This window comes from Herbidospora cretacea (assembly GCF_001570605.1).
GTDB lineage: Bacteria > Actinomycetota > Actinomycetes > Streptosporangiales > Streptosporangiaceae > Herbidospora > Herbidospora cretacea.
Map to the genome: position 1 here is coordinate 401572 of NZ_BBXG01000004.1, position 14689 is coordinate 416260.

Annotated in this window: 10 protein-coding genes; 3 read left to right on the forward strand and 7 right to left on the reverse strand. The window is 71.3% G+C overall.

Annotation, left to right across the window (positions count from 1 at the left end; genetic code table 11):
- Positions 1–41 precede the first annotated feature (41 nt).
- A complete protein-coding gene (locus tag AW270_RS10000; protein ID WP_061293076.1) occupies positions 42–1259 on the reverse strand; it encodes an MFS transporter in 1218 nt (405 codons plus the stop codon).
- Positions 1260–1320: 61 nt separating this feature from the next.
- Positions 1321–2232 carry a helix-turn-helix domain-containing protein gene (locus AW270_RS10005; RefSeq protein WP_061293078.1) on the reverse strand — a complete coding sequence of 304 codons (912 nt, stop codon included), beginning with the start codon at positions 2230–2232 and terminating at the stop codon, positions 1321–1323.
- A gap of 171 nt (positions 2233–2403) precedes the next feature.
- Between AW270_RS10005 and AW270_RS10010 the strand changes: the two genes are divergently transcribed.
- Positions 2404–4029 carry a serine hydrolase gene (locus AW270_RS10010; protein ID WP_061293080.1) on the forward strand — a complete coding sequence of 542 codons (1626 nt, stop codon included), beginning with the start codon at positions 2404–2406 and terminating at the stop codon, positions 4027–4029.
- Here AW270_RS10010 and AW270_RS10015 read toward each other — a convergent pair.
- Both AW270_RS10015 and AW270_RS10020 read right to left on the reverse strand, forming a co-directional pair.
- Positions 4026–4970 carry an acyltransferase domain-containing protein gene (locus AW270_RS10015; protein WP_061293082.1) on the reverse strand — a complete coding sequence of 315 codons (945 nt, stop codon included), beginning with the start codon at positions 4968–4970 and terminating at the stop codon, positions 4026–4028. The genes AW270_RS10010 and AW270_RS10015 overlap by 4 nt on opposite strands.
- A gap of 10 nt (positions 4971–4980) precedes the next feature.
- Positions 4981–5544 (reverse strand): TetR/AcrR family transcriptional regulator, encoded by a 564-nt coding sequence (locus AW270_RS10020; protein ID WP_061293085.1) that lies wholly within the window; start codon positions 5542–5544, stop codon positions 4981–4983.
- Positions 5545–5630: 86 nt separating this feature from the next.
- On the opposite strand from AW270_RS10020, the gene AW270_RS10025 reads away from it, so the two are divergent.
- Positions 5631–6563, forward strand: a complete 933-nt coding sequence (locus AW270_RS10025; protein WP_061293087.1) for an SDR family oxidoreductase — start codon at positions 5631–5633, stop codon at positions 6561–6563.
- 88 nt (positions 6564–6651) lie between these two features.
- The gene (locus AW270_RS10030) at positions 6652–7668 is read left to right on the forward strand and encodes a DUF4331 family protein (protein WP_061293544.1); all 1017 of its coding nucleotides are present in this window, start codon (positions 6652–6654) and stop codon (positions 7666–7668) included.
- 3 nt (positions 7669–7671) lie between these two features.
- Here AW270_RS10030 and AW270_RS10035 read toward each other — a convergent pair whose 3' ends face one another.
- From AW270_RS10035 to AW270_RS10045, 3 genes are all read right to left on the reverse strand, one after another.
- Positions 7672–8412: a VOC family protein gene (locus tag AW270_RS10035; RefSeq protein ID WP_061293089.1), complete on the reverse strand. Its 741-nt coding sequence runs from the start codon at positions 8410–8412 to the stop codon at positions 7672–7674.
- Between the two features lie 69 nt (positions 8413–8481).
- The gene (locus tag AW270_RS10040; protein ID WP_061293090.1) at positions 8482–11094 is read right to left on the reverse strand and encodes a family 43 glycosylhydrolase; all 2613 of its coding nucleotides are present in this window, start codon (positions 11092–11094) and stop codon (positions 8482–8484) included.
- Between the two features lie 42 nt (positions 11095–11136).
- The gene (locus AW270_RS10045) at positions 11137–14271 is read right to left on the reverse strand and encodes a family 43 glycosylhydrolase (RefSeq protein ID WP_218009150.1); all 3135 of its coding nucleotides are present in this window, start codon (positions 14269–14271) and stop codon (positions 11137–11139) included.
- Positions 14272–14689: the final 418 nt, after the last annotated feature.

The window sequence follows — 14689 nt, forward strand, 5'->3', positions numbered from 1 at the left end:
GGGGGCTGCTGAACCGGCTCGGCGCGGCGCTCACCCTCCGTTCAGTCGTCGTGGGCGATCAGCATGAGCTGCCGCCACAGCACGACCAGGAACACCGCCGACCCGGCGAAGGCGAACCAGAAGGGCGCCGCGACCCCGAAGCGGGTGGCCAGGACGCCGCCGATCAGCGAGCCGACCACCAGGCCGGCGTACACGCAGACGGTGTTGACGCTGCCGACCCGGCCCTGCAGCTCGGCCGGCACGGCGCGCTGGCGGACGGTCACCGAGGTCGTGCCCCAGATGAACGCGTGCGCCCCGAAGACCAGGAAGATGCCCCCGGCGATCCACGGCGAGTGGGTCAGCGCCAGGCCCAGATGGGTGAGCGTCTCGACGACGAGCCCGATCCGCATCAGGGCGCCGAGGCTCACCCGGCGGGTGATGGCCCCGTAGAGGCCGGTGCCGAGCAGGCCGCCGATCCCGCCGATGGTGGTCATCAGCCCGAAGCCCAGCGCGCCGAGGCCGAGCTGCTCCTGCGTGTACAGGACCAGCACCGACCAGGCCGCGCCGAACGTGAAGTTGAAGATCAGGATGGTGAGCGCCAGCGTCCGGACGGCGGCGTGCCGCAGGGTCCACCGGAACCCGGCGACCAGCTCCCGGCCCGCGCCCGCCCGGGGCGCGGCGGCCCGCGGCGGCAGGGTGATGCGGGAGACCAGCACGATCGCCGCCGCCACCAGGAGCAGCTGCCCGGCGAACGGCCAGGCCAGCCCCAGGCCGAACAGGGCCGCGCCGACCGGCGGCCCGGCGAGCTGGTTGAGCGTGATGAACCCGGTGCCCAGGCGGGCGTTGGCGATGACGAGGTCGTCCCGGCCGACCATCATCGGCGTGAGCGTGGCCGTCGCGTTGTCGGCGAACACCTCGGCGACGGCCCGGAGCGCGAGCAGCGCCAGCGCGGTCACCACGGTCACCGTCCCGGTCGCCATGAGCGCGACGAGCGCCACCAGCACCACGGCCCGCACCGCGTTCGCGACCAGCACGATCCCGCGCCGGTCGTGGCGGTCCGACAGCACCCCGGCGTACAGGCCGAACAGCAGGGGAGGCGCCCAGCTCACCAGCGCCGACAGCGAGATCATCAGCGGGTCGCCCGTCAGCGAGGCGATCAGCAGCGGGCCCGCCGCGGCCGCGATGCCGTCGCCGAGATTCGTCAGCCAGCTCGACGCCAGCAACCACCGGAATCCCCGCCCCAACCGGGCGGGCAGGACTCGCTCCACAACTGTGACCACGGGCGCAAGACCCTACGTGCGAGGCCCTCCGGCGGCAACGCGTTTTCCCGTGTACGTGCTGCTAGATCCCCCTGAGCGCGGCCCGCTGGGCGGGGCTGAGGCGATCCGCCCGGAGGGTGAGCGCGTAGGCTCCGGAGCCGAGCCGCTGCACGGCGAGCGGGTCGGCGATGACCGGCCGGCGCCCGATCGCGTCGAGCGCGCCCGCCACCCGGTCGCCGGGCCAGTCCAGCGCCGTGGCGAGGTCGCCGGCGGTGAGCGGCCGGGCGGCGTGGACCAGCCCGGCCAGCACCGTCAGCGCGTCGCGCGCGGCGGCGTCGGTGAGGCCGCTGTCGCCCATCTGCTCGCTGATCCACTCGAAGAAGCGGGCCGTCCGGTCCAGCCGGGCCGCGGCGGGCGTCCCGGCGCCGAAGATCTCGATCCCCTCGCGCGCCGCCGCCGCGACCTCGGCGTGTGCCCCGGTGTCGGCCTTGAACGCGTGGAGCCAGACGTCGTCGTCGATGACGTAACGCTCCCGGCGGCCGTTCCCCCGGGTGCGGCGGACCAGGTCCATCGCCTCCAGGTAGCCGACGGCCTTGGACACCGACGCCGGGCTGATCCGCAGCAGGCGCACCAGTTCGGCGGAGGTCAGGCCCCCCGAGTCGGAGGTGAGCAGGGAGACGAACACGTGGGCGGGCATCCGGGGGAAGCCGGTCCCGGCCAGCAGCGTCGCGAACCGCGCCACGAAGGCGGGCCCGCGCCCTTCGGCCGGCGGCTCGGCGGCCCGCACCGGCCCGGGACGGCGGGCGCGCTGCCCGGCCGCCTGCTGGGCGCGGTCGGCCAGGTAGCCGCCGGGCGCGCGGTTGCGCGCCACCTCGCGGCTGATCGTGGACGTGGGCCGGCCCAGCCGCCGGGCGATCTCGGCGTATCCCAGCCCGTCGTCGAGCCAGACCGCGATCTGCCGCCGATCGTCGTGGGTCAGCCTTCCTCCGGGCATCGGCCCGCCTCCCGCCGGTTCGCTTTCACCCACATTACATTGCAACGGCACAAGAGCTGAATTGCATTCAGTGGCAATGCTGTCGCAACTATTCAGGGAAAACGGTCTTTTCGGATTGACGTCCATTGAAACGCAACGTAGCTTTTTCGCATCTGGAAAGGAGGTCCTCTTGTGGATGTGAACCGGATCGCCGAGCTGCTCGCCGACTACCGGATCCCCGGCGCCGCCATCGGCGTCCTCCGCGACGGGGAGATCACCGACCTCGCCGTCGGCGTCACAGACGTCACCACGGGCGAGCCCGTCGAGACCGGCACCGTCTTCCAGTGCGGCTCGGTGTCCAAGACCTGGACCGCCCTCACCTTCATGCGGTTCGTCGACGAGGGGAAAATCGCGCTCGACGAACCGGTGCGGACCTACCTCCCCGGCTTCCGGGTCGCCGACCCCGAGGTCAGCGCCAGGGTCACCCCGCGCCACCTCCTCAACCACACGAGTGGCATCGAGGAGGACTTCGGCGATCCCGGCGAGGGCGACGACGTCTACGAACGCATGGTCGCCAACATCGCCGATGCCCGTCAGGTCCACCCGCTGGGCCACACCCACGGCTACAGCGCGGCCCTGGGCTACGCGATCCTCGCCCGCGTCATGGAGGTCGTCGACGGCAGGCGCTGGGACGACGTCATCGACGACCGCCTGTTCCGCCCCCTGGGGCTGACCTCGACGAGCAGCCGCCGCGAACACGTCGCCCCCGGCCGGGCCGCGACCGGCCACCTGGTCCGATCCCTCGAAGAGGGCCCGATCGTCTCACCGCTGGGCCGCCTGCCCCGCTCCTTCGGCCCGGCCGGCAACGTCAACACCACGGCCCGCGACCTGCTCACGATGGCGTCCGTCTTCCTCAACGAGGGAGTCGCGCCGAACGGGACCAGGATCGTGTCCCCCGGCGCCATCCGCGAGATGACGGGGTCGCGGGTCCCGGTCCCCGACCCGTACACGTTCGGGCCGGAATGGGCGCTCGGCCTCATCGTCTGCGACTGGCACGGCCAGACCGTCTACGCCCACGACGGCAGCGCCATCAGCCAGAGCGCCCGCCTGCGCATCCTGCCGGAGCCGGGCCTGGCCGTCGCGATGCTGGCCAACGCCGGTCCGCGCGACGCCTTCTACCGTGCGGTGTTCAACGAGATCCTCACCGACCTCGGCGCCGTCACCGTCCCCGACCTGCCGCGACCCGATCCGGCCCTGGAACTTGACCTCTCCCGCTACGAGGGCGTCTACGCACGCCCCGGCACCCGCTACGACGTGACCGCCGAAGACGGCCGGCTCCACCTGAGACTCACCCTGAACCCCATGGAGGCGCGGCTCCTCGGCAGGCCGGACCACCTTGACCACACCCTGCTCCCCATCAGCGACACCCATTTCCTGATGCCGTCGGGCGACCCCCTCGAAGACCCGCAGACCCTCGCGATCTACGACGTCGAGAACGGCTCGTCCCGGTACCTGCACATCAACTGCCGGGTCAACCCCCGGACCGAAGAGAAGGACACCCGGATGCACGTCATGGCCGTCTCCGCCGTCTCCGAGACCGACGGTTTCTGGAACGCCCTGAAGCAGGCCCACGGCCGCCTCCCCGGCGGGGCCCGGTGGACGTTCGCGGTGGCCAGCGCCGACGGCACCCGGGCGGTGAACGTCATCGTCCACGACTCGGTCGACGGCGTCCGGGACTTCTTCGAAGGCCACGCCGGCCCCTACGCCACGACGGAGTACTTCGAGGCCGACGCCGCCAACGCGGTCGGCCTGCCCTAGACCGGGAAGCGCCCCCGCCGCCACCGCCAGTGGCGGCCCGCCTTGAGGTGGTCGACGAGCGCCCGCTGGAGCACGGTGTCGCGCGGCAGCCGGTCGAGCGGCGTGGTCAGGGTGCGGAACACGAACCGCAGCACCTCGACGTCGGCGTCGATCCCTTCGGGCTCCTCGTAGGGTTCCAGCTCGAACCGCCGCTGGAAGCGGGCGATGTTGGAGTCCTCGGGCAGGTAGTCCAGCAGTTGCGGGTCGAGCAGCCACGAGCCGCAGCCGAACGCGGTGTGGTCCTCGCCGGGGAAGTGGCGCGGGAAGAACGCGCGGGCCCGGTCGAGCGAGGCGTCGATCGCCTCCGGGGTGAGCGGCCCCGACTCGGGGATGTGCAGGTCGAGGGTGGTCCCGCCGCGGTGGAACTGGAGCCGCCCCAGTTCGTAGACGGCCCCGCGCACGTGCAGCGTCAGCCAGCTCTGCATCACCGGCCAGCCCTCGCGGTTCATCCGCCGGTCGACCGCGAGGTTGCGGCCCAGGTCGGCGAGGGTCGCCCACGACACGGCGTCGGGCACGCCGTGGTCGCGGTGGTAGCCCCGGACGACGTCGATCAGGGCGAGGTAGCCGTAGACGTACAGGTGCCGGAAGGCGGGCCCCCGCTCGCGCGGCAGCTCCGGACCGGGCACCAGCCAGCCGCCGCCCCCGAGATCGGCCCGGACGAGGGCGGTCGAGCGGTCGAGCAGCCAGCGCAGCTCCGGCGTCCACAGCGGAGAACCCGGATCGGGCCAGCCCTCCATGATCTCGGCGGCGTCGTCGGGCCGCACGGCGAGCCGTTCGAGGAGCGCGGGCGCGTCGGCCCGGTCGGGCGGCGGCGCGGAGGGCAGGTCACCGGCGAGCCGGTGGACACGGTCGACGTCTTCGACGGAAACCCCGAGCAGGGCGGCGGTGGCGGCCAGATCCACGCCGCCGATCCTAGCGGTCGAGTGTGCCGAGAAAGCTCTCGGCCGCCGCCTGAACCCGCTCCCGATCGCCGGTGGCGAGCAGGTCGAGCAGGAGGCCGCGAAGGGTCGCTATCACCAGGGTGGCGGTGCGCGCCGCCGTGTCCGGATCGGCGTCCGGCCCCTGCGCGTCGACCAGCGCGCGCATCCAGTCGGCCACGACGTGGTCCAGGAACGCCGTGAACTGCGACGGCGCCTGGAGGGCGCGGCCGTAGACGGCGAAGAACAGCCGGAACTCCGCTTCCCGCTCCGGGCCGGACGTGCGAATCCAGACCGTCCGGGCCGCCGCCGCAAGGCCGGGGCGCTCGCCCGACGGGTCGCTGGTCGCCGCGAAGAGGCGTTCGCGCAGCCGCCCGAGGATGGCCTCCAGCATCTGCTCCTTGGCGCCGAAGTGGTGGACCAGCGTGGTGGTCGAGACCCCGAGGGCGGCGGCGACCGGCCGCCACGACAGGTCGGAGAAGCCGTGTTCGACCGTGTAGTCGACCACCGCGTCGAGCAGGTCGGCCCGCCGCCGGTGGTCGATGGGCCGTCCCGCCATCGCCGCCTCCTTTGACATTTCCTGTACGACTGTACTAGAAATCATTTCTATCACGATCGTACAAGAAATGGCTTCTGGAGGTTCTCATGCGTGTCCTCGTCACCGGAGCGTCCGGCTGGGTCGGTCGCGGGCTCGTCCCCGATCTGATCGCGGCCGGTCACCAGGTCGTCGGGCTCGCCCGTTCCGACGCGGCGGCCGCGGCCCTGCGGCGCGCGGGGGCCGAGGCCCTGCCCGGATCGCTCGACGATCTCGGTGTGCTGCATGAGGCCGCCGCCTCGTCCGATGGGGTCGTGCACCTCGCGTTCAAGCACGACATCGCCTTCTCCGGCGACTACGCCGGGGCGACCCTGGCCGACCGGGCCGCGATCGAGGCCCTCGGCGAGGCGCTGGCCGGGACCGGCAGGCCGCTCGTCATCGCCTCCGGCATCCTCGGCGTGCTCGGGCTCCCGCCCGGGGCGACCGCCACCGAGCGCGACGGACTGGCCGGCCCGGGGGAGCGCGACGTCCCGCTCGCCGGTGGGCGGGGGCGGCTGGACAACGCCCGTCACACGCTCGCACTCGCCGGCCGGGGGGTCCGATCCTCCGTCGTGCGGCTGCCGCCCGCCACCCACGGCGCAGGCGACAACGGGTTCGTCCCGGCCGCGATCGGCTTCGCCCGCCGCAAGGGCGCGGCGGCCTACGTGGGCGACGGCGCCAACCGCTGGCCGGCGGTCCACCGCGACGACGCCGCGCGGGTGTTCCGCCTCGCGCTGGAGTCGGCCCCGGCCGGATCGGTGCTGCACGCGGTCGGCGAGGAGGGCGTGCCGATCCGCGAGGTCGCCGAGACCTTCGCCGCGCACCTCGGCGTCCCCGCCGTGTCCGTCACCGCCGAGCGGGCGGGGGAGTACGTCGGCTTCCTCGGCGGCTTCTGGGGGATCGACGGCCCCGCCGCCGCCGGGATCACCCGTGACCTGCTCCGCTGGCGTCCCGTCCACCCCGGCCTGGTGGCCGACCTCAAAGAGGGTCACTACTTCGCCTGACACGCCGCGGCAAGGCTCAGTTCGTCGGCGATCGCCGCTTAACCTGCAGAAACAGGATCGTGGAGATCATCGAGCAATGGAGCCTGACATGTCCAACCACTTCACCGGTCTCAGCCTCGGGCCGCCGCTCGGCGACCAGCGCCTCGACCTGTGCGACCTCTACGCCTTCACCGCCCCGGGCGACCCGGACAGGACCGTCATCATCCTCAACGCCAACCCCAACGCGGACGCCCTGCACCCCGACGCCGTCTACCGGCTGAACATCGACAACGACGGCGACTACCTGACCGACATCGCCTTCAGCTGGGTGTTCTCGCCCCCGGCGGCCGACGGCTCGCAGACCTACGACGTGTTCATGGCCACCGGCGAGGAGTCCCGCAGCCCCGAGGCGACCGGCACGAAGATCGTCTCGGCCGCCGACGTCTCCTTCGGCCCGACGGCCAACGTCGTCACCAGCGGCGACTACCTGGTCGCCGCCGGCAGCCGCAGCGACGCGTTCTTCTTCGACTTCGACGGCATCAAGAACCTGTTCGACACCAGCGGCAACCGCAACTTCACCGCGCCGCACCTGGGCGGGAAGTCGCCGTGGACCGGCGTCGACTCCAACACCACGGCCAACGTCTTCTCCATGGCCGTCGAGCTGCCGACCGCCGAACTCGGGCCCGACCCCGTGCTGCACATCTGGGGCCGGTGCAGCGTCCGGCGCGACGGCGAGCTCGTCCACGCCGACCGGGCCGGGCACCCGTCGACCAGCAGCTTCTTCAACACCGACGACACCAAGGAGGAGTACAACGCCAGTGAGCCGGCCAACGACCGCGAGCGGTGGACCGACCAGTTCGTCCACCTGCTCGGGCACACCGGCGGCTACTCGCCCGAGGAGGCGGCCGCCGCGCTCGACGACGAGGGCATGCTGCCCGACGTGCTGACCTTCGACCCGTCGAGGCCCGCCGCCTATCCCAACGGCCGGACCTTCACCGAGGACGTCATCGACATCCGCGTCGCCTTCCTCACGAGGAACGAGGCGCCGCCGACCGGTCTGTCACCGCACACCGACACCCTCGACCGGTTCCCGTACCTCGGCGACCCGCACCCCGCCCAGGGCTGAGCGTCACTCCCGGCGGCCGAGGACGCAGAACTCGTTGCCCGCCGGGTCGGCCATGACCGTCCAGGGCACGTCGCCCTGGCCGACGTCGGCGAACGTCGCGCCGAGCGACTGGAGGCGGGCGATCTGCGCCGCCTTGGCGTCGACGGGGTTGGGCAGCAGGTCGATGTGGACGCGGTGCCACACCTCCGCCCCGTCGGGCACGCGGTGGAACTCCAGATAGGGGCCGACGCCCTCGGGGGCGCGCAGCCGCGCGAGATCGCCGGTCAGCTCGTGGACGGTCCAGCCGATCGCCTCGCCCCAGAACCGGACCATCGCCCGGGGGTCGGCGCAGTCGACGACCACCGCGGCGATCGGCCCGGTGTCCCGGTAGATCTCGCGGGGCTCCAGCACCCGGAAGAGGTTGCCCTCGGGGTCGGTCAGCAGCGCCCACGGCACGTCGCCCTGCCCGAGGTCGGCGGGTTTCGCGCCGAGGTCCGCCAGGCGGGCGAGCAGCTCGGCCTGGTGGGCCTCGGAGGTGGTGGCGAGATCGAGGTGGGTGCGGTAGCGCACCGTCTCGGGGTCGGGCACGGCGACGAAGTCGATGCAGACCGCGGTGGGGTCGGGCCAGTGGAACCCGATGGGCTCGACGTTGGTCACACTGGGCTCTTCGCTCTCGACGCCCCAGCCGAGCGCCTCCGCCCAGAAGCGGCCGAGCGCGGCGTCGTCCCGCGCCTTGAAATTCACCTGTACCAACCGCAACGCCATGCCACCAACCTTAAGCCGAAGCACCCCTCCGGACGCCAGGACGGCCCGGCGCCCGGAGGGGCCCAGCGATCACGTACGGGGCGTGCCGCCCCAGCCGACGATCAGGGCGTCGGCGTCGCGCAGCAGCGTGGTCCGGACGATCTCGTCGGCCTCGACGCGATGGTCCTTCACCCCGCTCTTGAACTTCTCGATCACCTTGATGATCTTCTTGGCGTCCTTCTCCTCGGCGATGGCCGCGACGACGCGGTCGAGCTCCTTGTGGAGCCGGACGGCGCTGCTCGCGTTCGTCTTGTCCTCGGCCGCGAACCGGTCGATGAGCGCGGAGACGTCCTCCACCGAGGTGGTGACGGTGAAGCGGACGGTCCTCACGGTCCGGTTGCCGGCGTTGTCGTCGGCGGTGACCGTGAGGACGTGCTCGCCCAGGGCCAGTTCGTAGAGGGCGTGCGCGGTGCCGGAGACGACCGGCTCCCCGTCGAGCGTCGCGGTGACCGTCTTCACGCCGGACTCGGCGTCGTCGGCCGTCCAGCCCAGGGTCAGGTCGCCGCTGTCGCCGTACTCGCCGCCGTCCTCGGCGCCCGAGACCTCGACGGCGGGACCGGTCTCGTCCGGCGCCTGGCTCTCGAAGGCCCAGGAGTCGATCTCGAACAGGTCCGTGCCCGCCGGGCCGCTGTAGGTGAAGTAGACGTCGTGGACGCCGGTCACGCCGTCGAGTTCGGCGGTGAGCTCCGTCCAGGCGTTGAGCGGGGCCTCGACGGGGATCGTGGCCACCACGGGCGCGGTGCGGCTGCCGAGGCGGACCTCGATCTTCGAGCCGGCCGCGAGCGGGCGGACCTTCGCGGTGACGGCGGTGGCACCCTCGTCACCGAAGCCGACCGACGCGAGCGAGGTCCAGTCGCCGTTGTCGACGTCGTGCAGCACCAGGTTCGGGGCCTGCGCGCCGAACTCGGCGGACGCGCCGTCGATCTTCTTCGTGGCGATGCCCTGCTGCCAGGCGATCGTCTCGGCCTCGATCACCCGGTAGGGCGCCAGGTCGCGGATCTTCGCCACGCCGTCGTAGGTGCCGAGGACCTCCTTGATGGTGCCGTCGGCGTTGAACTCCAGCTTGGCGATGTGCGGGCTGCGGAAGCCCTGGGTCGCGCCGCCGGTGATGCGGCGGTTGAGCGTCTGGGCGTGGTAGGTGAAGTAGTACTCGCCGCCGAGCTCGAACACCGACTGGTGGTTGTTGCCGCCCGCGCCGAAGAAGTTGCCGGGGTTGCGGAAGATGACGCCCTTGTACTTGTCGGCGGTCCAGGGCCCCATCGGGTGGTCGGCGACCATGTAGGCGATCGCCCCGGTCGGGGGACCGGCGGGGTCGATCGGGCCGCCGAAGCCGAAGTTCGAGGAGTACGAGTAGTAGTACTTGCCCGCGCGCTTGAAGACGTGGCCCGCCTCGAACATGAGCGGCCCGTCGATGACCTCGGCCGAGCCGACGGTGGTCGTCATGTTCTCGCCGAGCCTGATGACCCGGGTGGACTTGGGGTGGTTGGTGTTCTCGTAGCTGTCGGAGTTGTCGTCGCCGCCACCGCCGAAGTACAGGTAGCCCTGGCCGTCGTCGTCGATGAACACGCCCGGGTCGAAGAGCCAGTTCACGCCGTTGGACGCGCCCGGCGTCGCGCCGGTGATCAGCAGGCTGCCGCGCTCGTCGCGCCACGGGCCGAGCGGAGAGTCGCCGACGATGACGCCGGTGGCGGCGCCGTTGTTGGCGAAGTACAGGAAGAACTTCTCCACGCCGTCGACGATCTTGCTCTCCATCGCCGGGGCCCAGGAGTTGCCGGCGTAGCGGGCGATCCCGTTCGGCCCGGCGACCGGGATCTCGCCGTGGTCGACCCAGTTGACCAGGTCGTCGGAGGAGATGACGGTGATGGTGTTGATGCCGCCGTAGGTGTTGGTGGGGGAGATCCCGTTCGGGCCCGGGTTGTAGACCTGGGTGTCGTTGGTCATGTAGAGGTACACCCGGCCGTCGTGGACGAAGGCGTTGCCGTCGGCCCCGAACTTGTGCGAGATGAGCGGGTTGCCCTCACCGGGGTTCTTGCCGAGCGCCTCGATCGTGGTCGACGGCGTGAACTCCGAGAGCTTCACGTCGTCGACCTTGAAGTCCATGAGGTGCGTGTCGGGCGCGGAGGAGGGCGTCTGCGTCCACGGGGTCTCGACGAAGATCCGCGCGGTCGCCACGCTCTGCGCGGCGGGGATGGTGAACGTGCCCTGGATCAGGCCCCACTGCCCCCGCGGGGTCGTCACGGTGCCGAGGTTGGTGTACGTCCCCCCGCCGTAGTGCATGGTGATGAAGAACTGCTTGGTCGCCGGGCTCGCCGGGTTCTCGTACTTCACCCGCGCCGTGACCGAGTAGGTCTTCCCCGCCTGCACCTTGCCGGAGAGGTCCTGCATCGGGCCCGAGCCGGTGGTGGCCCGCTGGGTCACCACGACGGCGCCCGAACCCGAGTAGGCGTCCGTCGTCGGGGCCAGCGTGGCCGTGTCGGTGGCGTTCCCGTTGTTGGGGAACCAGCCGGTGAGGCCGTTCTCGAAGCCCCCGTTCACGATGAGCTCCGGGCCCGCCGCCTGGACGGGCGCCGCCACGAGGGTCGACAACCCGCCCACCATCGCGGCGGCGGTCACGATCGCGGCGAAGCGCGAGCGTAATTTCACGAGATGTTCTCCTCTTTCTTCGATCTTCTGCTGAACCGGTGGTCAGGCCCGGGGCGTGCCGCCCCAACGGACGATCAGGGCGTCGGCGTCGCGCAGCAGGGTGGTGCGGACGATGTCGTCGGCCTCGACGCGGTGGTCCCTGACGCCGCTCTTGAACTTCTCGATCACCTTGACGACCTTCTTCGGGTCCTTGTCCTCGGCGATCGCGGCGACGACGCGGTCGAGTTCCTTGTGCAGGCGGACGGCGCTGCTCGCGTTGGTCTTCCCCTCGTCCGCGAAGCGGTCGATCAACGCGGAGACGTCCTCCACCGACGTGGTGACGGTGAAGCGGACGCTCTTCCCGGCCGTGTTGCCGGCCTTGTCGGCGGCGGTGACGGTCAGCACGTGCTCACCCAGATCCAGCTCGTAGAGCGTGAGGGTCCCCGGCTGGAACGGCTGCCCGTCGAGGGTCGCGGTGGCCGTGCCGACTCCGGACCCCTCGTCGGTGACCGTCCAGCCGATCTCCAGATCCCCGCTGTCCCCGCCGTCCTCCACGCCCGAGACCTCGATCACGGGGGCGGTCACGTCCTTGAGCACGCCGAGCCTGGCCAGCCGGTAGCTCAGGGCGCGTTCCGGGGCGTCGATCTGGTTCTGGGTGCCGAACTCACCGGCTCGGGCCGCCTTCGCCGCCGCGAGGGCCTCGCGCGCCTCCGCCCAGGCGTCCGCCGGGTAGGCGTGCTCGTCGAGCGTCTCGGCGTGGGCGATGGCCGCGTCCAGGCCGGTGGTGTCGAGCGGCAGGTTCTGCGCGGTCAGGGTGTCGCTGAGCAGGTAGTGGTCGAAGTCGACGTGCCCGCCCCTCTCCTGGGTCGCGTACGTGAAGAGGGCGACGCGGTGCCCCATGAAGTGCGCGAGGCTGCCGTCGAGCGTCTGCGGGCCCACCCGGTCGCCCAGCCGGGTCCACCGCAGCCCGTCGAGGCTGTAGTAGAAGGTCGTCCACAACTGCCCGGCCGGCGACGCGAAGTCGAGGTCGGCCTTCACCGACACCTCGGTGGCCTCGCCCAGGGGCACCGTCGTGCCGGGGACGAAGGCCTCTAGGGCGGCCTGGTCCAGGTCGACCCCGAACGGCTGTCCCCGGTTCACCACGCCCAGCGTGTTCACCCCGCCGGAGCGCTTGACCGCCACGTAGGAGAACCCCCGGTTGAACGCGGCCAGCCCCGCGACGTCGCCGTTCCTCATGCCGGAGACGTCCATCCGCGTCTCCGCCGACTGGCGCGGCCCGAACGTGCGCTGGGTGAGGGTGTTGCGCGCCTCCTCCAGCCAGGTCAGCTCGGCCCGGTTGGACAGCTTGGTGTAGACGTACTGGCCGGTCACCGGCCTGCCCGTGGTCAGGCGCAGCCAGCCGTCCCGGTCGGTGAGCGACCAGAGACGGTTGTCGGGGGCGTGGTTCCACTCCCAGACCGGGTCGAGCCGCGAGCCGTTGGGGGCGATCTCCGCCTCGGTGGGGTACTCCGCCGTCGGCGGGAGCCCGACGACCGACGCGTCGTCGATCAGGTACTCGACGCTGGAGGAGGCGGGCTGCGGGTTGGCCCACGGCGTCTCCACCGCGAACTTGAAGTTGCCCAGGTTCGCCGTCGACGGCACGGTGAACCGGCCCGTCACGGTCGTCCACTGGCCGATCGGCACGGTCCCGAACGTCATGACCTGGACACCGCCGCCCCAGTCGGCGACGAGGTTGAACCGCACGGTGGCCGGGCCGGAGGTGTACTTGATCTTCGCGGAGACGGTGTAGGTGACGCCGTGCTGCATCTTGCCGTTGAGGAACTGGTTCGGGCCCGAGCCGTTGAGGGTGCGGCCTCCCACCTTCAGCGCCGCCGTGCCCGCGGCGGGGTCACCGGTGTCGCGGCTGAGGGCCGCGCCGAACTGGGCCGCCCACGGAGCGGTCGTCTCGCCCTCGAACCCGGGGTTCTGCAACAGCTCGACGCCGATCAGCGACTCGTCCACGCCGGGCGGCTCGGGGACGGTCCACTGCTCGTCCGTGTACGCCCGCTCGGGCGCGTCGTTGGCGAAGTCGTCGGAGGCGACGACGGCCTTCTGCCGTTCGAAGGTCTCCTGCTCCGGGGTGAGCCGGATCGGCTTGCCGAACACCCCGTCCACGCGGGCGGCGCTGAAGGTCGGCCAGCCGTCCTGCCAGGTGGCGGGGATCAGCGCGGGGATGCGGCCGACGGGGAAGGTGTCGCGGAAGAACATGCCCCACCAGTCGGTCCGGCCGCCCTCGCGCGCGATCGGCACCAGGCTGCCCTGGGCGAAGCCGTCGGAGTTGAGCACGCCGCGCGCCTCGTAGGTGTTGACCCCGCCCGCCGCCGTGTAGCGCCCGAGGAGTTCCCGCGAGCGGAACATGACGACCTGACGGCCCTGCCCGGACGGCCAGGTGATGATCACCGCGTAGTACCAGCCGTCGATGTGGTAGAACTGCGCGCCCTCGAACAGCCCGCCGATGAACGGCCGGCCGGCGTAGTCGCCCGCCGTGAAGATGTTCGGGTAGTCCTGCGCGATGGCCGTCAGATCGGAGTTGAGCCGTACGGCGCTCGTCCCGCCCGAGCCGTAGAAGATGTAGGCCGTGCCGTCGACGTCGAAGAAGAGCGACGGGTCGTGGAGGCCCCGGCCGAGGGCGGTCCGCTCCCACTTCCCGTCGTCGATGTCGTCGGTCCGGTAGAGGTAGGCGCCGCCGAGGTTGTTGGTGTTGAAGGCGACGTAGTACATGCCGTCGTGGTAGCGCAGGGACGACGCCCACTGGCCCTGACCGTAGGAGTTCTGGCCGTTGCGCAGGGAGAACGCGTCGCCGATGCTCGCCCGGTCGAACACGTAGTTGACGATCTCCCAGTTCACCAGGTCGTACGACTTCATGATCGGCGCGCCGGGGCTCAGGTGCATCGTGGTGCTGATCATGTAATAGAGGTCGCGGCCCTCGTCGTTCTCGGCGGCCGGGACACGCTCGACGCTGATGTCGGGCACGTCGGAGCGCAGGAGCGGCACGGAGTGGGTGCCGTCGCCCCGGTCGGAAGAGGTGAAGGAAGGGGCGGGGGACCAGGAGTCGGCGTGCGTGGCGGTGGGGGTCATCGTGGTGAGGCAGGTCAGTGCGGTGACGAACGCGAGCGCGGCCCGCCGGAGGCGGAGCCGTGGGGCGGTGGGGCGGGACATCGAACTCCAGACACGGAGGTGAAGGCCAAGGTGTTAGCGCTAACAGATGCGAGAGGCATGCGTCGGCGCTCCGGAACGTCGTCGGGGGAGGGGGCCCGTAAGTTACGGAAGATTTTTTGGGAGCTTCGGTGTGACTGTAAAGTGGTGCGTCATTCCAGACAAGGGCCCCTTCGCAAGATCCCTGAAACCTGCAGGAAACCCGTCAGGCCGGTGCGGGCGAGGATTCCGGGTCCACCGCTCGCGATCTTTCCGGGTTCCCGACCCGAAATTTTCAGCCCTCCGGCGGGTGAAGCGGCAGGTGGCGCCTCGGGGCTTCCGCCGGGATGTTTCATACTCTTGACGACGCCTCTTTGTTTCGTGTTGGCTACGCAGCACCAACAACGGTGTCCCCGGAGAAGCGAGGAAGGGGTCGGTGCGG

Coding starts and splice junctions, on each gene's coding strand:
- AW270_RS10005 (WP_061293078.1), bottom strand. CDS start 2,232: ATGCCCGGAGGAAGGCTGACCCACGACGATCGGCGGCAGATCGCGGTC.
- AW270_RS10020 (WP_061293085.1), bottom strand. CDS start 5,544: ATGGCGGGACGGCCCATCGACCACCGGCGGCGGGCCGACCTGCTCGAC.
- AW270_RS10025 (WP_061293087.1), top strand. CDS start 5,631: ATGCGTGTCCTCGTCACCGGAGCGTCCGGCTGGGTCGGTCGCGGGCTC.
- AW270_RS10030 (WP_061293544.1), top strand. CDS start 6,652: ATGTCCAACCACTTCACCGGTCTCAGCCTCGGGCCGCCGCTCGGCGAC.
- AW270_RS10035 (WP_061293089.1), bottom strand. CDS start 8,412: ATGGCGTTGCGGTTGGTACAGGTGAATTTCAAGGCGCGGGACGACGCC.
- AW270_RS10045 (WP_218009150.1), bottom strand. CDS start 14,271: ATGTCCCGCCCCACCGCCCCACGGCTCCGCCTCCGGCGGGCCGCGCTC.